We start from the raw sequence: 22505 nt of genomic DNA on the forward strand, positions 1-22505 counted from the left end.
TTTGTGGGAGCGGGCTTGCCCGCGAAGGCGTCAGGTCTGGCACTGCAAATTCAAGTAGCTACACTCCTTTAACAGCTCACTGCGACACCAAACCGCACGACGCTTTTTTACTTATCGGCCCTGATCAGGCTAAATGGGCCGCGCCTGATCGCCCACCCAACGGACCTGTCCCATGAACCGACGCCGGTTAGCATTTGCCTGGATCGCCTGCTTTGCAGTGCTGTTCAACATGCTCGCCATGCCGCTGAGCGGGGCGATGGCGCAGGCGGCCAGTTCACCGGCCGAGCAGATACTCTGGAGCAGTTTCTGCACCGGCAGCGGCATGAAGATGGTGGCGATCGACATCGGTGCCACGGATCAGAAGGCCCCGCAGAACGACAGCCATTCGAACATGCAGCACTGCTGGTGTTGCTCAGGTGGGGCGCCATTGCTGGCGCTGCCGGGGCATTCGCCGCAGCTGTATTTCGCGCAATTTGAAAGCAACCGCAGCGTTGCGCCCGCCTCCCTGCAAGCCCCGACGCCGCGCCAGCAATGGCCGAGTCTCAATCCCCGTGCTTCCCCTCTGGTCTGATTTGTTCGCGCCACAAATCCGCGTTTCAAATCGTTCTGGAGAACTGCCATGTTGAAGAAACTCTTCGTCCTCGCTGCGCTGTTGTTGCCAGCGTGCTTCGCCCATGCCCATGAATACAAGGCAGGTGCGCTGGAAATCGCCCACCCGTGGTCGCAGGAACTGCCGCCGAATGCGCCGACCGTCGCCGCCTACTTCATCATCCACAACACCGGCAAAAGCGCCGATCGCCTGCTCAGCGTCGACTCGCCCATCGCTGCACAAGCGCAGTTGCACGAGCACGTGATGCAGGGCGATCTGATGAAGATGCAGCAAGTACCGAGCGTGGAAATCCCCGCCGGCGGCACCGTGACCTTCGCGCCGATGGCTTACCACGTGATGCTGCTCAACCCGAGCGATCGCAGCCTGCTCAGCGACGGCAAGCGTTTCCCGATGACCCTGCATTTCGAAAAGGCCGGTGACGTCAGCGTTGAAGTCGCCGTGCAGAAGAAAGCGCCGGAATCCGCTCAGGGCCACGTCCACGCTCAGTAACCGACCCGGCTGACTTCGCCCATGCGTCCGTTGCGCGCCAGGCCCGTCCCGCATCATCGTCAGACTCAAGCGCTGACGCGTGGCAGCTGGATCGCCCTGTTCGCCATGCTGATGATTTTCATCGGTCCACTGATTTCTCAGTCGATGCCGATGGATCAACACGCCTCGACGTCGATGCCAATGAGCATGGACATGTCGATGGACATGCCCGGCATGGATCACAGCGGCCATGCAGCCCAGCCTGCGGCCGAGCATTGCCCGCCGCAATCTTCGCACCACGTGCTGTGGGAAAAATGCGGCTATTGCAGCCTGCTGTTCAATTGCCCGGCACTGACCGGCGGCGGCGATTTCGTCGCTTTCAACATCCCGCCACCGAACACCTTCAGCCCACCCTCGCCGCGTCTGGGCCATGCCCGCCAACCCTTCTTCCCCGGCGCCCGCACCCGCGCCCCGCCCATCGCCACGTAAACACGCACCTCTGATTGCACACGGTTGAGAAGACAGCTCCAGGCTGCCGGCCGTGGTGTTTACGACTGTTCGATGGAAATTGTCATGTCCAGGTTTACTGCTGTCCTCTGCGCGGAATCTGCCCGCGCGCACTTTGCCCTGAATGAATCGCGGATTCGTTGCAGGCACGCGATTGCCGTCCTTTGCGGCGTACTGCTGACACCGCTGGCGCTGGCTGATGATCACACCGGCCACGGAAATGAACTGAGCCCGACGGTGATCACTGCCATCGCCCCGAGCTCACCACTGACGATCGTCACCAACCCCAAGGATCCGCGCCAACCGGTGCCGGCCAGTGACGGTGGCGATTACCTGAAGACCATTCCCGGCTTCGCTCTGGTGCGCAATGGCGGCACCAACGGCGATCCGGTGCTGCGCGGGATGTTTGGTTCGCGCCTGAATATCCTCACCAACGGCAGCATGATGCTCGGCGCATGCCCTGGCCGGATGGACGCGCCGACTTCGTATATTTCACCGGAAACCTACGACAAACTCACGGTGATCAAAGGCCCGCAAACCGTCCTGTGGGGTCCGGGCGCATCGGCCGGTACGGTGCTGTTCGACCGTGAGCCGGAGAACTTCGGCGAACTCGGCACTCGCGTCAACGCCAGCATCCTGGCTGGCTCGCATGGGCGTTTCGACAAGGTTGTCGACGCGGCTGCCGGCGGTCCGTTGGGCTACGTGCGCGTCATCGGCAACACTGCGCATTCCGACGATTACCGCGATGGCAACAACGACATCGTCGCCTCGCGTTACGACAAGTGGAACGGCGATGTCGCACTGGGCTGGACGCCGGATGCCGACACCTTGATCGAACTCACCGCCGGCAAGGGCGACGGCGAGGCGCGGTATGCCGGGCGCGGCATGGACGGTTCGCAATTCCTGCGCGAAAGCCTCGGCCTGCGTTTCGAGAAATCCAACATCAGCGAGGTGCTGGAAAAACTTGAGGCACAGGTCTACTACAACTACGCCGACCATGTGATGGATAACTACACCCTGCGCACCCCGTCCGGCACCGGGATGATGGCAGGGCCCATGGCGTCCAACGTCGACCGTCGGACCCTCGGCGCGCGGCTCAAGGCGACCTGGCGCTGGGCCGATGTTCAGCTGATCACCGGCCTCGACGCACAGACCAACGAGCACCGCCAGCGCAGTGCAATGGGCGTCGATACCTACAAGCAGCTGCCGTACAGCAAGGACGCCGATTTCCACAATTACGGCGTGTTCAGCGAAATGACCTGGTACGCCGCCGAGCGTGATCGCTTGATCACTGGCGCACGGGTGGATCGCGCCTCGGCCAAGGATTACCGGCAGACCACCGGGTCGGGGATGATGTCCCGCCCCAACCCGACCGCCGACGACACCCGCGCCGACACCCTGCCCAGCGGCTTCATCCGTTACGAGCATGACCTCGCCGACAGCCCGACCACGCTCTACGCCGGCCTCGGTCACGCGCAACGCTTTCCGGATTACTGGGAGTTGTTTTCACCCAAGTCCGGCCCGGCAGGATCGGTCAACGCGTTCGACTCGATCAAACCGGAAAAGACCACGCAGTTCGACTTCGGCGTGAACTACAGGAGCGCCGACCTCGAAGCCTGGGCCTCGGGTTACATCGGTGTGGTACGCGATTACATCCTGTTCGACTACACGCCGGGAATGATGGGCATGAGCACCTCGCGCGCCGAAAACATCGACGCGCGGATCATGGGTGGCGAACTCGGTGCTGCCTACAACCTCACCGACAACTGGAAAGCCGATGCGACCCTGGCCTATGCCTGGGGCAAGAACAGCAGCGACGGCTCGGCCCTGCCGCAGATGCCGCCGCTGGATGCGCGCTTCGGCCTGACCTACAGCGAGGCCAAGTGGAGCGCCGGCGCACTCTGGCGAGTGGTCGCCGCGCAGCACCGCATCGACGCGAACAAGGGCAACGTGGTCGGCAAGGATTACGCCCAGAGCTCGGGCTTCGGCGTGTTCTCGCTCAACGGCGCGTACCGCATCAACCAGCACTGGAAGGTCAGCAGCGGCGTCGACAACCTGTTCGGCAAAGCCTACGCCGAGCACCTGAACCTGGCTGGCAACGCCGGGTTCGGTTACCCGGCCAATGACCCACAGGCAATTAATGAACCGGGGCGCACGCTCTGGACCAAAGTGGATATGAGTTTCTGACACCAACACCTACCCATGTGGGAGCGAGCCTGCTCGCGAAGACGGCGCCACGGTCGGCATTGATATCGACTGAACAACCGCTTCGCGAGCAGGCTCGCTCCCACAGGTAAACAGACAACGAAAAGAACCAAGCCAAGCGGAGCACACGTGATGCAAAAGCCTCAACCCAATTTCTACAACCTGGCCTGGCGCTGGCATTTCTATGCCGGGCTGTTCGTCGCGCCGTTCATGGTGATGCTGGCCCTGACCGGGATCATTTATCTGTTCAAACCGCAGCTCGATTCGCTGATGTACAGCAGCCTGCTCGAAGTACCGGTCGGGCACCACACGGTGCCGGCCGATGACCTGCTGCAACGGGTGAAAGCTGCCTATCCGCAAGGCCAGGTCACTCAGTACCTGCCGCCGGTGAATGCCGAACGCAGCGCGCAATTCGTGGTGAAAAACGCTGGTCACGAACTCAACGTATTCGTCGATCCGTACCACGGTGACATCCTCGGCGAGCAGGATGCCAAGCAGAATCTGCAAGCCATCGCCCGTGCGATCCACGGCGAATTGATGATCGGCACGGTCGGCGATCGGCTGATCGAAATGGCCGCTGGCTGGGGCGTGGTGCTGGTGGTCTCGGGGCTGTTCCTGTGGTGGCCGCGCGGTCAGGCGGCGGGCATTCTATGGCCGCGTTTGAACAGCCGCGGTCGAGTGTTGTGGCGCGATCTGCATGCGGTCACCGGTTTCTGGGGTGCGACATTGCTGTTGGTGATGTTGCTCAGCGGCATGACCTGGACCGGTTTCTGGGGCAAGCAATACGCGCAGGTGTGGAACGTGTTTCCAGCCGCCATGTGGGACAACGTGCCGACCTCCGACATCGAGGCACGCAGCCTCAACAGCGCGACCCGCCAGACCGTGCCGTGGGCGATGGAAAACACACCGATGCCGATGTCCGGCGACCACGCCGAACACATGAATCACGGCAATGCCCATGCCGGCCCCGCAGCACCCGAAGTCAGCCTGCAGGATGTGCAGAACATCGCCAGTGAGCGCAAGGTCGAGCCCGGCTACAGCATCACCCTGCCGACTACCGCCACCGGAGTGTTCACCATTGCCGTATTCGCCGATGACCCGCGCAACGACGCCACCCTGCATATCGATCAGTACACCGGCAAGGTCCTCGCCGATGTGCGTTTCGAGCACTACGGCACCGTTGCTCGCGCCACGGAAATCGGCGTGATGCTGCACGAAGGCAAGATGTTCGGCACCTTCAACCAGATCGTCGTGCTGCTGATCTGCCTGATGATTCTGCTGAGCGCCGTCAGCGGCGTGGTGATCTGGTGGAAACGCCGCCCCGAAGGCAAGTTCGGCGTGCCGCCGTTGCGCCATGATTTGCCGACATGGAAAACCGGCGTGGCGATCATGCTGGTGCTGGCGGTGGTGTTTCCGTTGGTGGGGGCTTCGCTGCTGTTCGTGTGGTTGCTTGACCGGTTCGTCTTGCCACGAGTCGCCCGGCGCACCGTCGATCTACCGCGCTGATAGTGTGGCGCGGGCTCAGTGGCCCGCGCTCGACTCGGCATTCGAATTACAACTCATCTCTGATCCGCACGGCACCTTCGGCCGCCGGCTGTTGCCGACGGATTCGCCAACCACTGCCCAGGTGCCCGGTATGGCGCCAATACGCGCCTGCCACCAACACCTGAAATTCGCCCAATTGCAGGAGTCGCGAGACAAATTGCCCAGGCGTGAGGCGGCTGACCCATTGCCCGTTTTCATAAACGACCGAACGGGTCAGCAGCAGATCCCGTTCTGCGGCTGAGTACACTGGCGTGTATTTGAGCAACTCATGGCCGGGCGTGGAGTAGTAATACCCACGAATATCGAAACCTTGGTTTTTCAACTCGTGGGTGTGTGCATACACCAGCGCGGGTTCGGCGAAATTACTGCGGATCTGTTCGTTGTCAGCGACCAGCAAGGTATTGCCCGACAGGCTGAATTGATGACTGGCCACGACGGCATAACCGTCAGGGAAGCGCGGTGCCGGTCGGCGCCAGTCGGTCGCAGGGTCCTCGGCAGTACGGAAAAGACGCAGACGAAGATTCTCCTCGTTGGCGAACCACGCAACAGGCTCCAGCGGGACAAAGCGCTGGCCGGAGTTTTCCCCGAGAACCGCGCCCTCATAACCGGTCCGACCGAGTATTTCATTGTCGGTCCGTTGCTGGGCATAGCGGGCAGCATCGTCGGGATGCTGGAAGATCGGTCCCAGCGCCGGAACCGGATGATTTTGCCAGTGGCGCTCACGAGATATCTCGGCCAGACCCGGTTGCCAGCCCTCCTCGACCCGACCACGGCGAGACCAGCAGGCGCTGGTTTCAATGACATGCAGGTCACCGGCTCGCGCCATCCGATTTACGTATTCGACAAGGCTGAAAGTGCCCTTGCTGTTGTTGCGTTGATCAATCGCCGCCTGCTCCATTGACACAAAAGCGTTGGGGCGCAATTCCACTTGCCCGAACCGGTCGAAGAATGTGCCGGGCTCGAACGCGTGCAGTTGCAGCCTCAGCAGCGCTCCGTCGGCGCAGGAGAAGTAGATCGGCTTGTAACCCTGTGGCGTACTGGCCCGTCGACACGCCTGCTGGACTTCGCTGGGCATGATCAGCACATGCCGGATATCCGTGGATCGTGCGCCAAGCGGCGGCAGGACGGCGCGCAGATAAATCGAATCCAGCAGAAAGCCTGATGGCAGTCGCCCGTGCTCGAAGATCCGATCCAGCGCCAGCGCAGACCGTTGTGCAGTCAGCGGCAGACTGGCAAGAAACACACCGCCGACCGAGCGCAGGATGACACCGAAAGTCTGCGTATCGCGGCTCACCGCCAGCTCATGGACATATCGAGCGGCCGCATCCGCCTGAAGGAATAAAGGGCTGCACACCGCCGCAGTAGCGGCTTTGCTGTAATCCGTCACGATCTGCAGGTCGGCGGAGAACGGCACCCAGCGCGATACTTGCCTGGGCAGGCCCCACAGGTCACTGCCGGTGACGACCTGCAAATAACCCGTTCTGGCGAGCGAGTCGATCCAGTCGATCGGTTTCAATTCACCGCTGTAAAGGCGCTGCTTGATGGTCTCGCCATCCAGTGATGCGGGCAGGCTATTGCTTGCCGTCAGGGCAATCGACAGATCGGCGCGCAGACGCTCCCACAACCCAGGCTGATAGCGAATCGTCGCACCGTCCGGCGCAAACAGGTATTCATCCCAGACCACAGGCTTGCGCGTGAATGCCGAGTACAAGGTATCGACCGACAGCATGTTCAAGTAGATCTGTTTGTCGATGGCCGAAAACGCTACCGACAGCTCCCTCGGGACTCTGGAGCGGTAACGCGCAACGATCCGGCAATTTTCTGGAAACAGTCCGGCAGCGCGAGTCTCGTCGGCGATGATCTCGCTACTGTCGAAATTTTCGCGTGTCACTTCAATCGGCAAGGCAGCGACGTAGAGGCCGTCGGAGCGTTTCAGAATGACACCGCCATAGAGCTTGTCGGTGCTCTGCGGCAACAGCGATCGGGCATGCACTGCCGCATCGTCGGCACTGTGAAAAACCGGCCCCAGGGCGCGTCGCTGCAGATTTGCGTAAGGCTGCCAGGTTTTCTTGACCAAACCCGGCCGGTCCCAGCACAGACTCGTACGCAGCACGTCAAGTTGACCACTGTCGACCACGGTGTGCACGAAGTCGGATGGCAACAGCCTTTGCGCAGCGAGATCGTCCTTGAGCGTTTGCAGCGTCGTCTGCGAGCTGTCGTCGTAGAACAACTTGCTGGAGCTGTTGAACACATACCTGAGCAGAGCACCATCACCAGTGGCGATATACAAAGTTCTGTGGCGGCCAGTGGCGACGACCGGGCGCCGCTCGGAGAGATACATGGCAACGGTCAGCGTCTCTGGCGTGACGAAGTAATGCGCGAGCCAGTCCTGGGGATGGCGCAAGGTTTCCCCGATTCGCTGGTGCATGTAATACACGGCATGCAGGTCGAAGCCATCCGGGTACTGATACCAGGGAGCTGTCGTGCTGGAACTGAACACCGACTCCTGACGAAACAGATTAGTGCCGCTATCGCTGACGGGTATCAGCTCGCTGGCGATGTATTCCTCCCGCTCCACGTGCTTGAGAATGAAGCCGAACCAGGTTTTCTTCTCGTGGTGCAAATGCACGTCAGTACTGGATTGACTCAGTGCTGCCTCGTCCGCCGAGGAAAACACCGCACCAAAGAAAATCCTCGCAGGACGCTTCCACGGCATTGTCGTGGCGCCAGGCGCAGGTACTTGCGTTGGCGGATATGGCTGCAAAGAGAGATCTGGCAATGACGGTTTCGGTAACGTCGGCAGCGGCGGCTCAGACTCGCCTGGTTCAGCCACTGACGCTACTGGCAGGCTCCAGTCAGCGCCGATTTGCCCGCGATAGCCCCACAGTGCGTGATCGATCAGATTGAACAAGACGCCGGCCTGCGCCTGTTCACGCACAAAGGCCTGTGGCCGTTCAGTGCCGTTGCGCAGCGCACTGGCAAGCTCGCCCGGGTGCTTGCCAGTGCCGAGGCGTCTGGCCAGCTCCCTGGCGACGATGGTGGTGTAGGGCTGGAACCTGATCAGGCTGTCACCGGCACCAGAGCAATACAGAGCGATCCCGTCGACCAGGGTCTGCCGCAGCTCGTCAACGTTGAGCATCTGCACATCCAGCAGAGCCTCGGCACGGGTCCAGCGCAGATACCGGATATGCACCGGGTCAAGTTGCGAAAGCGCAACGTGAGCGACATAACGCGCATGCATGGTGTGGTCGTCTGGAAACACCGGCCGACCGTGATTGTCCAGAGGATAAAGCCGCCCCTGGCTGAGCGTATCGATATCCCCGGGCAAGGGTTCGGTCACCACGAAACGCTTGTCGCTACGCTGAAAAACATACCCCGCGTACTGCTGATCACGGCGAATGCCCACGAGCTCATGGGCATGGCGAACCGCATCATCGGCCGCCAGAAAAGCCCGGCTCAATCGCGGCCAGGGAAAGTTGGCGAAGGGCTGCCATTGCAGACCCACCGGCCCCAGATGCGCCCACAACGCACTGCCGCGCACGACCTCCAGGGTCCCGGCCAGTACCAGCATCGAAACAAATGCGCGGGTATCCAGTGTGCCGGCCAACAGCCTTGCCTGCACACCATTGTCACTGACCGTGCCGTCCGACTGCGTAACGCTCAGTGCCGCTTCGATCGAATCGCCGCTGAAGCGGTACTTCAACATCGCATGATCCTGCGCCCGCATGTACAGCGACAACGCACGCCCCGCTTGCGCCAGATGTTGGCTGCGGGCATTCGCTTCGATAGCCCAGGCGATCTCCCGGGGCGTGAAGAAGTTCTCGTAGAGCCACGGCTGGCCAGGTGGAAACTGCGCAGGGTCGGGTCGCGAGGCAAAGTAAAAGCCCTCCAGCAAATACCCCTTGGGCAGCTGCAATTGCCCTTGGGCATCAACCGGAAATATTCGCTCAGGATCCCATGCAGCCAGTCCGGCCGGGCGCGCATGGGTGGCGACATACTCCTCGCCAGTCAACTTCTTCAACAGCAGACCCGCTGCGTGCGCGCCTCTGGATTTCAACGCGGCCAGCACGGCGCGTTCGGCATTGACGCAGACACGGGTCATCAGCGGCAGTTCGGTGACTGCACCCTTTGAAAACGACGCGCCGGCCTTCCAGTCCGCAGGTACGCGCCCCACCGAGTAACCCCAGTCGGCATTCGAAACAATGACTTTGAGTTCACCCACGGTCGCCAGCTTGTTGATCACCGCCATCACGTCATAGGCCCCCGCCGGATGGCCCGACGGCCCGCCGGACTGCTGCCAGAGAAAGTAGTCGCGCTCCTCGGGCGAGCCGCTCGAGACGTATTTGAGCAAGCTGCCATCCGGGCCTGAAAGGTAAGCGCTGCGGAAAAAATCCCGCGCCGACACATCGCCAATGAAATCGCCGCCTGAATAGAAACTCATGAACAGCCGAAGCAGTGTTTCATCCTGACGCCGATTGCCATTGCGGAACTCGGCATGGATCGGCGGATGGCTGTGAACGCTGGCGACGCACCGGTAGCCCAGCGGATGAAGCATGCCGCCAAGGACATCGGTCTGCACAATTGTGCCGAAGTCAAAACCCGTGGCTTGCCCGGCGATGGGTGAAGTGGCGAGCAATTTCCCGTCCGGACGCAGCAGGATCACGCTGCCGTACTCTTTGTCCGGGTTCAGTGGAATCCGCGTGTGCACCCAATAGGCGGCGTCCTCTTCAGTCAGAAAGGCCGGGCTCAGTGGCGGCAGCTTGAACGTTGCTGAAGAACTTGCGGTACGACCGGATCGGCCTGAGACATGACTCATAAAAACCTGCGCTGAGAATCGGGATGAGCGCGTGAGTGTGGGCCGTCGGTTTTCACCTGCTGTGGTACATGTTTATCGTTTCTGTATCCGCATCTGCGCGATAGCTGCGCCCCAATCTGGCGCAACTGAACGCACCACCGCCCGACTACCGTCCCCTCCTGGTGCACGCCCACAGCGCGCAAGCGCTCTGGCACGACATTTTCTTGCCTGAACGCGACCGGGCACAGCCTTTGCAAAACACATCTTCAGTCGTCCGCATCTGCCAACCAGAAAAAATCGAATGTTCATGGAGATCGCACAATGAAGCGTCGCAGTTTGATCAAGGCTTTCACACTCACGGCATCCATTGCCGCGATGGGCATGACCTGGACTGTCCAGGCCGCCGAGACCATCAAGGTCGGGATTCTGCATTCGTTGTCCGGGACCATGGCGATCTCCGAAACGTCGCTCAAGGACATGGCGCTGATGACCATCGACGAGATCAACGCCAAGGGCGGCGTGAACGGCAAGATGCTCGAGCCGGTGGTGGTCGATCCCGCTTCCAACTGGCCGCTGTTCGCCGAAAAGGGCCGACAGCTGCTGACCCAGGACAAGGTCGCGGTGGTGTTCGGCTGCTGGACCTCGGTTTCGCGTAAATCGGTATTGCCGGTGTTCGAAGAGCTCAACGGTCTGCTGTTCTATCCGGTGCAGTACGAAGGCGAAGAGATGTCGCCGAACGTCTTCTACACCGGCGCCGCGCCGAACCAGCAAGCGATCCCCGCCGTTGAATACCTGATGAGCGAAGAAGGCGGCAGCGCCAAGCGCTACTTCCTGCTCGGCACCGACTACGTCTACCCGCGCACCACCAACAAGATCCTGCGCGCGTTCCTGCACTCCAAAGGCGTGGCCGACAAGGACATCGAAGAGGTCTACACGCCGTTCGGTCACAGTGATTACCAGACCATCGTTGCCAACATCAAAAAATTCTCCGCCGGCGGCAAGACTGCCGTCATCTCGACCGTCAATGGCGACTCCAACGTGCCGTTCTACAAAGAGCTGGCCAACCAGGGCCTGAAGGCTACCGACGTACCGGTGGTGGCGTTCTCGGTCGGCGAAGAAGAACTGCGCGGCATCGACACCAAACCGCTGGTGGGCAACCTCGCGGCGTGGAACTACTTCGAGTCGGTGGAGAATCCTGCGAACAAGAAATTCGTCGCAGACTGGAAAGCCTATGCGAAGAAACACAATCTGCCGGGCGCCGATAAAGCCGTGACCAACGACCCGATGGAGGCCACCTACGTCGGCATCCACATGTGGGCGCAGGCGGTCGAGAAAGCCAAATCCACTGACGTCGACAAAGTGCGCGAAGCACTGGCCGGGCAGACCTTTGCTGCGCCGTCCGGTTACACGTTGACCATGGACAAGACCAATCACCACCTGCACAAGCCAGTGATGATCGGCGAAATCCAGAGCGACGGGCAGTTCAACGTCGTGTGGCAGACCGAAGGCCCGATCCGCGCGCAACCATGGAGCCCGTACATTCAGGGCAACGACAAGAAGCCGGATTATGCGGTGAAGAGCAACTGAGGCGAATTCGGTTTTTGAGGCGAGCATGAGACGTCCCCCTCACCCCAGCCCTCTCCCTCAGGGAGAGGTGGAAAGGGAGCCGATCTTCATGCTCTTCAAACCCTGAGTTCGACTCAAGTTCGCAGGTCGCAGCACATCGTCCAGACACCTCGGTCAGTCCCCTCTCCCTCCGGGAGAGGGTTAGGGTGAGGGGGCGGTTGAACAGGACACCACTAATGCCCACTGCCATACACCGCGTACTTCTAGCCATCGCACTGTTGCTGCCACTCCTGGCCCACGCTGGCGATGCGGAAGACTTCGTCGCGGCCAATCCAATGCAACAGGCCAAACTGCTGGAAGCCTGGGCCGCGCAGCCCGATCCGGCGCGTATCGAATTGCTCAACGCCCTGCAACAAGGCGAGCTGACGATCGACGGCCAAGCGAAAACCCTGCGCCTGAACAATCGCCTGCGGGGTCTGATCGACACCGCGATGGCCAGCCATCAATTGCTCGCCGCCGACGCGAAAATCCGCCTGAGCGCCGCGCAGCAATTGCAAAAAAGCGCGAAACCCGCGCAGCTGAAATTTCTCGACCGGCAACTCGCTGGGGAAAAAGATGAAAGCGTGCATGCCGCCCTGAGCCTGGCGCTGGCCAATCTGCAACTGGTCGACAGCGACCCGGCGGTGCGCCTTGCAGCGGTGCGGTTGCTCGGTGAAACCGGCGATCCGCTGGCACGCACACGTCTTGAAGGCCTGCTTGAACCGGGCGTGGAAAGCGATGCCGGCGTGCGCACCGCCGCTGAAACCAGCCTCGCTCAGGTCAAGCGCAAATTGCTGATCGGCGAAGTGCTCGGCCAGGCCTTCAGCGGCATGTCGCTGGGCTCGATTCTGCTGCTTGCCGCCCTCGGCCTGGCGATCACCTTCGGTTTGCTCGGGGTGATCAACATGGCTCACGGCGAGATGCTCATGCTCGGCGCCTACTCGACCTATGTCGTGCAGTTGATGTTCCAGCGTTACGCGCCGCAGGCCATCGAGTTCTATCCGCTGATCGCGCTGCCGGTGGCGTTTTTCGTCACCGCCGCCATTGGCATGGCGCTGGAGCGCACGGTGATTCGCCATCTCTATGGTCGGCCGCTGGAAACCCTGCTCGCGACCTGGGGCATCAGCCTGATGCTGATTCAGCTTGTGCGTTTGTTGTTCGGGGCGCAGAACGTTGAAGTGGCCAACCCGGCGTGGCTGTCCGGCGGCATCCAAGTGCTGCCCAATCTGGTGCTGCCGTACAACCGCATCGTCATCATCGCTTTCGCATTGTTCGTGGTGGTGCTGACCTGGCTGCTGCTGAACAAGACCCGCCTCGGCCTCAACGTGCGCGCCGTTACCCAGAACCGCAACATGGCCGCCTGCTGCGGCGTGCCAACCGGGCGCGTGGACATGCTCGCCTTCGGCCTCGGCTCGGGCATCGCCGGATTGGGCGGCGTGGCGCTGAGCCAGATCGGCAACGTCGGTCCCGATCTTGGCCAGAGCTACATCATCGACTCGTTCCTGGTGGTGGTGCTCGGCGGCGTCGGCCAACTGGCCGGTAGCGTGCTCGCGGCGTTTGGCCTGGGCATCGCCAACAAGATTCTCGAACCGCAGATCGGTGCGGTGCTCGGCAAGATCCTGATCCTCGCGCTGATCATTCTGTTCATTCAGAAACGTCCGCAAGGCCTCTTCGCACTGAAAGGACGGGTGATCGACTGATGAACCAGCCTCTGTTAGTCACGGCCACACAAAAGGCCGGGCCGAAAGTCACGCTCGCGGTCGGCGGGGTGATCCTCGCGCTGCTGATCGTTCTGCCGCTGCTCTCGTTGTTGTCGCCAGACAATGCCCTGCACGTCTCGGCCTACACGCTGACCCTGGTCGGCAAAATCCTCTGCTACGCCATCGTCGCCCTGGCGCTGGATCTGGTCTGGGGTTACGCCGGCCTGCTGTCGCTGGGCCACGGTCTGTTCTTCGCCCTCGGCGGGTACGCGATGGGCATGTACCTGATGCGGCAGGCGGCCGGCGATGGCTTGCCAGCGTTCATGACTTTCCTGTCGTGGAGCGAATTGCCCTGGTACTGGACCGGCACCAGCAGCTTTATCTGGGCCATGTGTCTGGTGGTGCTGGCGCCGGGTCTGCTGGCGCTGGTGTTCGGCTTTTTCGCCTTCCGTTCGCGGATCAAGGGCGTGTATTTCTCGATCATGACCCAGGCCCTGACCTTCGCCGGCATGCTCCTGTTTTTCCGCAACGAGACCGGGTTTGGCGGCAACAACGGCTTTACAAACTTCCGCACGATCCTCGGCTTCGGCATCACCGAACCGGGCACCCGCGCGGTGCTGTTTCTGGCCACGGTGATGCTGCTGGTGGCGAGCCTGTTCATCGGCTGGCGCCTGGCACAAAGCAAGTTCGGCCGGGTGCTGACGGCGTTGCGCGATGCGGAAAACCGTTTGATGTTCTGCGGCTACGACCCGCGCGGTTTCAAGCTGTTCGTCTGGGTGCTGAGTGCGGTGCTGTGCGGTCTCGCCGGAGCGCTGTACGTGCCGCAAGTCGGCATCATCAACCCCAGCGAAATGTCGCCGACCAACTCGATCGAAGCGGCGGTGTGGGTCGCCCTCGGCGGGCGCGGCACGCTGATCGGGCCGCTGCTCGGCGCCGGCGTGGTCAACGGCATGAAGAGCTGGTTCACCGTGGCCTTCCCGGAATACTGGCTGTTCTTCCTCGGCGCGCTGTTCATCGTCGTGACGTTGTACCTGCCCAAGGGCGTGATCGGTCTGCTGAAGAAACGAGGTGAACAATGAGAGTCACAGCGAGTGCTGAATTCATGCTGGAGCCGGCGTTTTTCCCCGTGGAACCGAACAAGGACGAAGGCACCAGCCGCGACTCGATCGGCCTCGGCCAGCGCGTCGGCCCGGGCCTCGATACGCGCCACGGCACCATCCTGACCCTGGAAGACATCAGCGTCAGCTTCGATGGCTTCCGTGCCTTGAACAATCTCAACCTGTACATCGGCGTCGGCGAACTGCGCTGCATCATCGGCCCCAACGGCGCGGGCAAGACCACGCTGATGGACGTGATCACCGGCAAGACCCGGCCCAGCCACGGCAAGGCCTGGTTCGGTGAAACCCTCGACCTGACGCAGATGAGCGAAGTGCAGATTGCCCAGTCCGGCATCGGCCGCAAGTTTCAGAAACCGACGGTATTCGAAGCCTTGAGCGTGTTTGAAAACCTGGAGCTGGCGCAGAAGACCGACAAGTCGGTGTGGGCCAGTTTGCGTGCGCGCTTGAGTGGCGAGCAGAAGGATCGCATCTGCGAAGTGCTCGAGACGATTCGCCTGACCACCTCGGTCAATCGCCAGGCCGGGTTGTTGTCCCACGGCCAGAAGCAGTTTCTCGAGATCGGCATGTTGCTGATGCAGGACCCGCAATTGCTCCTGCTCGACGAACCGGTGGCGGGCATGACCGACGCCGAAACCGAGTTCACCGCCGAGCTGTTCAAATCGCTGGCCGGCAAGCATTCGCTGATGGTGGTCGAGCACGACATGGGCTTTGTCGGCTCGATTGCCGACCACGTCACGGTGCTGCATCAGGGCAGCGTGCTGGCCGAGGGCTCGCTTGAGCAAGTGCAGGAAAACGAGCGGGTGATCGAGGTCTACCTCGGCCGCTGAAGACCTAGATCGTTCCCACGCTCTGCGTGGGAATGCCGCCATGGACGCTCTGCGTCCGCCGTTATGTGACGCGGAGCGTCACGGGATGCGTTCCCACGCAGAGCGTGGGAACGATCACCGGGGGAGAATTTGGACATGCTGCAAGTCGACAAGCTGCATCAGTACTACGGCGGTAGCCACATCCTGCGCGGCCTGAGCTTTGACGTGAAAGTCGGCGAAGTGACCTGCCTGCTCGGCCGTAACGGCGTGGGCAAGACCACCCTGCTCAAATGCCTGATGGGCCTGCTGCCGGCCAAGGAAGGTGCGGTGAACTGGGAAGGCAAACCGATCACCACGTTCAAACCGCATCAACGTGTGCATGCCGGTATCGCCTACGTGCCGCAGGGCCGTGAGATCTTCGGGCGCCTGACGGTAGAAGAAAATCTGCTGATGGGCCTGTCACGCTTTCCAGGCTCAGAAGCCAAAGAAGTTCCAGGTTTCATCTACGAACTGTTCCCGGTGCTGCTACAAATGAAGCAGCGCCGTGGCGGCGATCTGTCCGGTGGTCAGCAACAGCAACTGGCGATCGGCCGCGCATTGGCCAGCCGCCCGCGCCTGCTGATTCTTGATGAGCCGACCGAAGGCATTCAACCGTCGGTGATCAAGGAAATCGGCGCGGTGATCAAGCAGCTCGCGGCGCGCGGTGACATGGCGATTCTGCTGGTCGAGCAGTTCTACGATTTCGCCGCCGAACTGGCCGATCAATACCTGGTGATGTCGCGGGGCGAGATCGTCCAGCAGGGTCGCGGTGAAAATATGGAGGCCGAAGGTGTACGCGGGCTGGTCACGATCTAACGCGCCGGTCTAATCTGTAGCTTCCTAACGATAATCACAAACCATGAATTCGATTGTTGCACCTGCCCTGTTTACCCCGAGCTGGCACGCCGAGCTGGAACTGGCCTACGCGCGTTTCGGCGACTGCACGCGCCCGGTCATGCGCCGCCACCTCGGCCCGCTGCGCGTGCAAAAGCATCTGTACGCCGAAGGCCCCGAGGTCTGCCAGCACATCATCGTCCACCCACCGGGCGGAATTGCCGGTGGTGATCGGCTCGATATCAGCGCGCGCGTCGAACACAACGCCTGGGCGCAAATCACCAGCCCCGGCGCCGCCAAGTGGTATCGCGCGGGCGGGCCGGCTTATCAGCAGCTCGACTTGCAAGTCGCTGCCGGCGCGACCCTGGAATGGCTGCCGCAGGAAACCATCGTCTACAGCGCCGCGCAGGCCGAGTTGAGCACAACGATCGAGCTCGAAGGCGATGCGCGGCTGTTCTACTGGGACGTGGTGGCGCTGGGTCGGCCGGCCAGTGGCGAGCGTTTTGACCTCGGGCATTTTCAGGCGCACCTGGATATCCGCCGCGATGGTCAGTTGCTCTGGCACGAACGGCAGCGCATCGTCGGTGCGGACGGTTTACTCGACTCGCCGATCGGCCTGGATGGCAATCCGGTGTTCGCAACGATGCTGGTGACCGGTGAGATTGAGGCCGAGTTGCTGGAGCGCTGCCGCTCGCAGGGGCACGAAGTGCGTGGAGACTTGACCCAGTTGCCAGGGTTGCTGGTGGCGCGGTGTCTGGCCAGTGAGGCGTTGCTCGCTCGCGCCTGGCTGATTGATTTATGGCGACTGCTAAGGCCTATGCTGCTGGGCCGCGAAGCTATCGCGCCAAGAATATGGAGCACCTGAAACCCCGACCCTCACCCCCCGCCCTCTCCCGGAGGGAGAGGGAGCCTGACCGAGTCGTCTGAAATGAATTTATCTGCCTGAACGAATATTGCTGACTGAATTGGCCATTGAAAACAACCAAGATCAGTCCCCTCTCCCTCGGGAGAGGGCTAGGGTGAGGGGCTGCTCCAACTGGCACCCCACACTTCTCGAGAGCCACCCGAATCTGCCCTGATGGAACCCGAACCATGGACCTGACCCCACGCGAAAAAGACAAGCTGCTGATCTTCACCGCCGGCCTCGTCGCCGAGCGGCGGCTGGCCCGTGGCGTGAAACTCAACTACCCGGAAGCCATGGCCTACATCTCCGCCGCGCTGCTCGAAGGTGCCCGCGACGGCCAGACCGTGGCCGAGCTGATGCATTACGGCACCACCCTGCTCAGCCGCGAACAAGTGATGGAAGGCATCCCGGAAATGATCCCGGAAATCCAGGTCGAGGCGACGTTCCCCGACGGCACCAAACTGGTCACCGTTCACCAGCCGATCGTCTGAGGCCGCGCCATGACTTACAGCATTCGCGATGCGAGCCGGGCCGACCTGCCGGCGATCCGCGACATCTACAACGACGCCGTGCTCAACACCACGGCGATCTGGAACGAACAAGCGGTCGACCTCGGCAATCGCCAGGCATGGTTCGACGCGCGTCAGTTGCAGGCGTACCCGATTCTGGTGATCGTCGACCATGAAAACGCAGTACTGGGTTACGCCTCGTTCGGCGACTGGCGGCCGTTCGACGGTTTCCGCCACACCGTCGAGCACTCGGTGTACGTGCGCAGCGATCAACGCGGCAACGGCCTCGGCCCGCAACTGATGACGGCGCTGATCGAACGCGCCCGCACTTGCGGCAAGCACGTCATGGTCGCCGCCATCGAAAGCGGCAACGCTGCCTCGATCCGCCTGCACGAGCGTGCCGGTTTCAGCATCACCGGACAGATGCCGCAAGTGGGCACCAAGTTCGGCCGCTGGCTCGATCTGACCTTCATGCAGTTGACCCTCAATCCCGGCGCACAGCCGCCGGGTGCCCACAAGGAGTGATGTCGATGAACGCCGCCCAGTTGCGCCGCGTCAACGCTGAGAGCTTTGCCCACTATCGCCAGGGCCTGGTCGATCTGCTGCTCGACGCCGTCGGTTACGGCGCCAGCGTCGGCTTCATGGCCGACCTCGATGCCGCGCAGGCGCGCGCGTATTTCGATGAGGTGCAGGACAACATCAACAAGGGCAGCACGCTGCTCTGGGTGGTGGTGAAGGACGAGCAGGTGCTGGCCAGCGTGCAACTGGGCCTGTGCCAGAAGGCCAATGGTCTGAACCGCGCCGAAGTGCAGAAACTGCTGGTGCGCGAACACGCGCGGCGCCGTGGCCTCGGCCAGCAACTGATGCAGGCGCTGGAACTCGAAGCGCCCAAGCACAAGCGCGGCATGCTCTATCTCGACACCGAGGCCGGCTCGCCGGCAGAAGTTTTCTACAAGGCGCTGGGCTACGTGCGCGCCGGCGAAATACCCGATTACGCCTGCGACCCCAACGGCACCTATCGCCCGACCGCTCTCTATTACAAAGTCCTGCAAGGAGCCCAGCGATGATTCCTGGCCAATACCAGATCCAGCCCGGCGACATCGAACTCAACGTCGGCCGCCGCACATTGAGCCTGAAAGTCGCCAACAGTGGTGACCGGCCGATCCAGGTCGGTTCGCACTTTCACTTTTTCGAAACCAACGACGCGCTGACCTTCGACCGTGCCGCCAGTCGCGGCATGCGGCTGAACATCCCCGCCGGCACCGCCGTGCGCTTCGAGCCAGGCCAGAGCCGTGAGGTCGAGCTGGTCGATTACGCCGGGCATCGCCGGGTGTTCGGCTTTGCCGGCCGCATCATGGGTGATCTCTAAACAACACGGTGCCCGCTCTGGCCCCTTCGCGAGCAGGCTCGCTCCCACATGAGAACGCGATCAAATGTGGGAGCGAGCCTGCTCGCGAAAGCGAGTAATGCGAGCGATTTCAGACCCAATTGAATCTCAAGGCATGCCCATGAAAATCTCCAGACAAGCCTACGCCGACATGTTCGGCCCCACCGTCGGCGACAAGGTGCGCCTGGCCGATACCGAGCTGTGGATCGAAGTCGAGAAGGACTTCACCACCTACGGCGAGGAAGTGAAGTTCGGTGGCGGCAAAGTCATCCGCGACGGCCAGGGCCAGAGTCAGTTGCTCGCCGCCGAAGTGGTCGACACGCTGATCACCAACGCGCTGATCATCGACCACTGGGGCATCGTCAAGGCCGACGTCGGCCTCAAGGACGGGCGCATCGCCGCAATCGGCAAGGCCGGCAACCCCGACGTGCAGCCCAACGTGACCATCGCCATCGGCGCCGGCACCGAAGTGATCGCCGGCGAAGGCATGATCCTCACCGCTGGCGGCATCGACACGCATATCCACTTCATCTGCCCGCAGCAGATCGAAGAAGCGCTGATGAGCGGCGTCACCACCATGATCGGCGGCGGCACCGGGCCGGCCACCGGCACCAACGCCACCACCTGCACCTCCGGCCCGTGGCATCTGGCGCGCATGCTCCAGGCCGCCGATGCTTTCCCGATGAACATCGGCCTCACCGGCAAAGGAAACGCCAGCCTGCCGGAGCCGTTGATCGAACAGGTCAAGGCCGGCGCCATCGGCCTCAAGCTGCACGAAGACTGGGGCACCACCCCGGCGAGCATCGACAACTGCCTCAACGTCGCCGACCAGTACGACGTGCAGGTGGCGATCCACACCGACACCCTCAACGAATCCGGCTTCGTCGAAACCACCCTTGGCGCATTCAAGGGCCGCACCATCCACACCTATCACACCGAAGGTGCCGGTGGCGGCCACGCGCCGGACATCATCAAGGCCTGCGGTTTCCCCAACGTGCTGCCGAGTTCGACCAACCCGACCCGGCCGTTCACCCGCAACACCATCGACGAACATCTCGACATGCTGATGGTCTGCCACCACCTCGACCCGAGCATTGCCGAAGACGTCGCCTTCGCCGAAAGCCGTATCCGCCGCGAAACCATTGCCGCTGAAGACATCCTCCACGACCTCGGCGCGTTCTCGATGATCAGCTCCGACAGTCAGGCCATGGGCCGCGTCGGTGAAGTCATCACGCGCACCTGGCAGACCGCCGACAAGATGAAAAAACAGCGCGGCCCACTGCCCCAGGACGGTGAGGGCAACGACAACTTCCGCGCCAAGCGCTACATCGCCAAGTACACCATCAACCCGGCGATTACCCACGGCATCAGCCATGAAGTCGGCTCGATCGAAGTCGGCAAGTGGGCCGATCTGGTGCTATGGCGTCCAGCGTTCTTTGGTGTGAAACCGACGCTGATTCTCAAGGGTGGCGCGATTGCCGCAAGCCTGATGGGCGACGCCAACGCCTCGATTCCGACGCCGCAACCGGTGCATTACCGCCCGATGTTCGCCAGCTACGGTGGCTCGCTGCACGCCACCAGCCTGACCTTTATCAGCCAGGCGGCGCAGGAGGCCGGATTGCCAGAGGCCTTGGGATTGAAGAAGCAGATCGCTGTGGTGAAGGGCTGCCGCGACGTACAGAAAACCGACCTCATCCACAACGACTATCTGCCGAACATCGATGTCGATCCGCAGACCTATCAGGTCAAGGCCGATGGCGTGTTGCTCTGGTGCGAACCGGCGGAAACGCTGCCGATGGCGCAGCGCTATTTTCTGTTTTGATCAGGGGGCGCGCTGAATACGGACTCGCTGGTTCGTATTCAGCAGCTATCGCTCAGGCGATCACGGAAACAACTTCGCGATGTCCGCATCGCTGTAGTTGTAATTGATGCGTAACTCGGTTCCTGCCGGAATATCTTCGGTAGCGAAGATGGCGTTGAGAATGAAGTCGCGGGTGACCAGTTCCTTGCCTATCAACTGTTGCGCCTCAACATCGAATGGCACGAATTCGACGTTATAACCATCCGTGGCCTGGCGAACCGGCTTGCCCGTTGCGTTGTACCAGAAATGCGTATTGATCCTGGAGATGATCGTGTCACCGACCATCGCCAGCTGGACGGGGATCAGATATCCAGGTCCCGGCTGGTAACGCACGCCGACCTTCATGGTGTATGACTGCTGGGGGAGCGGCACAAGACGTCCTGGCATGATGGCGCCAGCATAGACGCCGACCACCTCGCCTCGGCTGATGCGCCGGTTGGCAACCACCATGGACTGGCCGACCAGGGCCCGCTCACCGGGCGCACGCATGTCGGCCTCGGTGAACAGTCGCCATTGCAGCTTTTCTTCATACAGCCGCGCGACATGCTCGTAGGCGCCAAACTTGATGTACGGTTTGATCTGCTCGGAGGTGTATCGGCCGCCGTCTTCGAAACGCACGAGGGTCTGGAGCTTCTTTATGCGGATAGGCGTGCCGGCGATGTCCCGGAATGGATATTTGCCGTTATTGGCCCGGTCGTAGACCCCGTGCCGATTGCTGAGAAACGAAAAACGCGTTTCGCTGCGCATTGCACTCAACTCGTCAGCAGTGAAAGGTTTGAAGGGCATCGACTCGGACGCCAGATAGAAATGTTCATCTGCCGCATCGACATCGTCGGGCAGCTCTTCAAGGGCTGACTCATAGTCTTCATCACTCTGCCGCGCCGCCCTGCGGCTTTTAGCCGGTACAACGGCGGCGTCCGGCGATGCGCTGAAATCCTCCAGCGAGTACCAGTGCTTGTTCAACGGATCGTAGGCAAGCACTGGACCGGACGGCTGCAGCTCGCTGGACAGCCGGGCCCGATGCAGACCGGTCTCGGCATCGATGCCGATCAGCACCGTACCGCCGCCCTGCAAGTCCACGTATTGGCGCCCCTTGAATAGGCGAAACCCGTCAACGTCCGCTTGCGGTAGAGGGGCTGTCGAGGCGATCAGGTAACGCTCCAGCGCGGAGGCTGCGACCGTTGGGACGGAACCCGAGGTAGACGGCGTCGGATGGACTTGCACGCTGTGCGGCGTGGCTGCAATTTCCATTTGCTGCGTGCTACTGCCGGGTTCGCTGGTATCGGGCGGGGTCTTGCGAATGAACGGACCGGGGGTCAGGTGCGGCGACTCGATACCGTGCGTGGCGGAATCCCGGGATGTGCGTCCAGGGGTGGTGATATCGACTGCGCCCGGCTTGGGCGGCTTGGGTCTGACTGGCATTGACAGGCTTCCTTGCAAAGATTGCGCAGCGCTGGCCAGTCTGGCTGGCTGGCGCTACGACCGTCGGCATCCATTGCCAACATGTGCCCGGGAAACTATCAGACCATCCAGCCGGTTCATACCGGGTGAAACACTCGCAAACACTAACCCGGCACAAGCGGGCCGACTCGCGATGAGGCCGAAACAGACC

18 protein-coding genes are annotated in these 22505 nt (G+C 61.7%); 16 read left to right on the forward strand and 2 right to left on the reverse strand.

Annotation, left to right across the window (positions count from 1 at the left end; all coding sequences use genetic code 11):
• The first annotated feature begins 172 nt into the window (after positions 1–172).
• The 5 genes from D8U82_RS20370 to D8U82_RS20390 all read left to right on the forward strand — a co-directional run bounded on the left by D8U82_RS20370 (position 173) and on the right by D8U82_RS20390 (position 5296).
• The gene (locus D8U82_RS20370; protein WP_130902850.1) at positions 173–571 is read left to right on the forward strand and encodes a DUF2946 domain-containing protein; all 399 of its coding nucleotides are present in this window, start codon (positions 173–175) and stop codon (positions 569–571) included.
• A 48-nt stretch (positions 572–619) separates the two neighbouring features.
• Positions 620–1099 carry a copper chaperone PCu(A)C gene (locus D8U82_RS20375; protein WP_073471757.1) on the forward strand — a complete coding sequence of 160 codons (480 nt, stop codon included), beginning with the start codon at positions 620–622 and terminating at the stop codon, positions 1097–1099.
• A 21-nt stretch (positions 1100–1120) separates the two neighbouring features.
• Complete coding sequence (locus D8U82_RS20380; protein WP_125926246.1) at positions 1121–1567, forward strand: DUF2946 domain-containing protein; 447 nt, start codon at positions 1121–1123, stop codon at positions 1565–1567.
• Between the two features lie 84 nt (positions 1568–1651).
• The gene (locus tag D8U82_RS20385) at positions 1652–3772 is read left to right on the forward strand and encodes a TonB-dependent copper receptor (RefSeq protein WP_130902851.1); all 2121 of its coding nucleotides are present in this window, start codon (positions 1652–1654) and stop codon (positions 3770–3772) included.
• A 150-nt stretch (positions 3773–3922) separates the two neighbouring features.
• Positions 3923–5296 carry a PepSY domain-containing protein gene (locus D8U82_RS20390; protein WP_130902852.1) on the forward strand — a complete coding sequence of 458 codons (1374 nt, stop codon included), beginning with the start codon at positions 3923–3925 and terminating at the stop codon, positions 5294–5296.
• A gap of 46 nt (positions 5297–5342) precedes the next feature.
• Here the strand turns inward: D8U82_RS20390 and D8U82_RS20395 are convergent, their stop codons facing one another.
• Entirely contained in the window at positions 5343–10151 is a 4809-nt protein-coding gene (locus tag D8U82_RS20395; RefSeq protein WP_130902853.1) for a DUF4329 domain-containing protein, read from the reverse strand.
• A 300-nt stretch (positions 10152–10451) separates the two neighbouring features.
• On the opposite strand from D8U82_RS20395, the gene urtA reads away from it, so the two are divergent.
• From urtA to ureC, 11 genes are all read left to right on the forward strand, one after another.
• Positions 10452–11717, forward strand: coding sequence for an urea ABC transporter substrate-binding protein (gene urtA / locus D8U82_RS20400; protein WP_016771886.1), 1266 nt, complete (start codon positions 10452–10454; stop codon positions 11715–11717).
• 215 nt (positions 11718–11932) lie between these two features.
• Positions 11933–13435, forward strand: a complete 1503-nt coding sequence (urtB, locus tag D8U82_RS20405) for an urea ABC transporter permease subunit UrtB (RefSeq protein WP_130902854.1) — start codon at positions 11933–11935, stop codon at positions 13433–13435.
• Positions 13435–14514 (forward strand): urea ABC transporter permease subunit UrtC, encoded by a 1080-nt coding sequence (gene urtC / locus D8U82_RS20410; protein ID WP_122699766.1) that lies wholly within the window; start codon positions 13435–13437, stop codon positions 14512–14514. Before urtB ends, urtC begins: the two co-directional genes overlap by 1 nt.
• A gap of 23 nt (positions 14515–14537) precedes the next feature.
• The gene (gene urtD, locus D8U82_RS20415) at positions 14538–15380 is read left to right on the forward strand and encodes an urea ABC transporter ATP-binding protein UrtD (protein ID WP_177434154.1); all 843 of its coding nucleotides are present in this window, start codon (positions 14538–14540) and stop codon (positions 15378–15380) included.
• A 135-nt stretch (positions 15381–15515) separates the two neighbouring features.
• A complete protein-coding gene (gene urtE / locus D8U82_RS20420) occupies positions 15516–16214 on the forward strand; it encodes an urea ABC transporter ATP-binding subunit UrtE (RefSeq protein WP_016771889.1) in 699 nt (232 codons plus the stop codon).
• 43 nt (positions 16215–16257) lie between these two features.
• Positions 16258–17097, forward strand: a complete 840-nt coding sequence (locus tag D8U82_RS20425; protein ID WP_130902856.1) for an urease accessory protein UreD — start codon at positions 16258–16260, stop codon at positions 17095–17097.
• A gap of 227 nt (positions 17098–17324) precedes the next feature.
• Positions 17325–17627 carry an urease subunit gamma gene (ureA, locus tag D8U82_RS20430; protein WP_003221215.1) on the forward strand — a complete coding sequence of 101 codons (303 nt, stop codon included), beginning with the start codon at positions 17325–17327 and terminating at the stop codon, positions 17625–17627.
• Between the two features lie 9 nt (positions 17628–17636).
• Complete coding sequence (locus D8U82_RS20435) at positions 17637–18170, forward strand: GNAT family N-acetyltransferase (protein WP_122707774.1); 534 nt, start codon at positions 17637–17639, stop codon at positions 18168–18170.
• 5 nt (positions 18171–18175) lie between these two features.
• A complete protein-coding gene (locus tag D8U82_RS20440; RefSeq protein WP_130902857.1) occupies positions 18176–18712 on the forward strand; it encodes a GNAT family N-acetyltransferase in 537 nt (178 codons plus the stop codon).
• Entirely contained in the window at positions 18709–19014 is a 306-nt protein-coding gene (locus tag D8U82_RS20445) for an urease subunit beta (RefSeq protein WP_095180936.1), read from the forward strand. Before D8U82_RS20440 ends, D8U82_RS20445 begins: the two co-directional genes overlap by 4 nt.
• Before the next feature lie 139 nt (positions 19015–19153).
• Positions 19154–20854: an urease subunit alpha gene (gene ureC / locus D8U82_RS20450; RefSeq protein ID WP_024011399.1), complete on the forward strand. Its 1701-nt coding sequence runs from the start codon at positions 19154–19156 to the stop codon at positions 20852–20854.
• Positions 20855–20914: 60 nt separating this feature from the next.
• Here the strand turns inward: ureC and D8U82_RS20455 are convergent, their stop codons facing one another.
• Positions 20915–22315, reverse strand: coding sequence for a hypothetical protein (locus D8U82_RS20455; RefSeq protein ID WP_241668073.1), 1401 nt, complete (start codon positions 22313–22315; stop codon positions 20915–20917).
• Positions 22316–22505 lie beyond the last annotated feature (190 nt).

This window comes from Pseudomonas sp. Sample_23 (assembly GCF_004307595.1).
GTDB classification, from domain to species: Bacteria; Pseudomonadota; Gammaproteobacteria; order Pseudomonadales; family Pseudomonadaceae; genus Aquipseudomonas; species Aquipseudomonas atacamensis.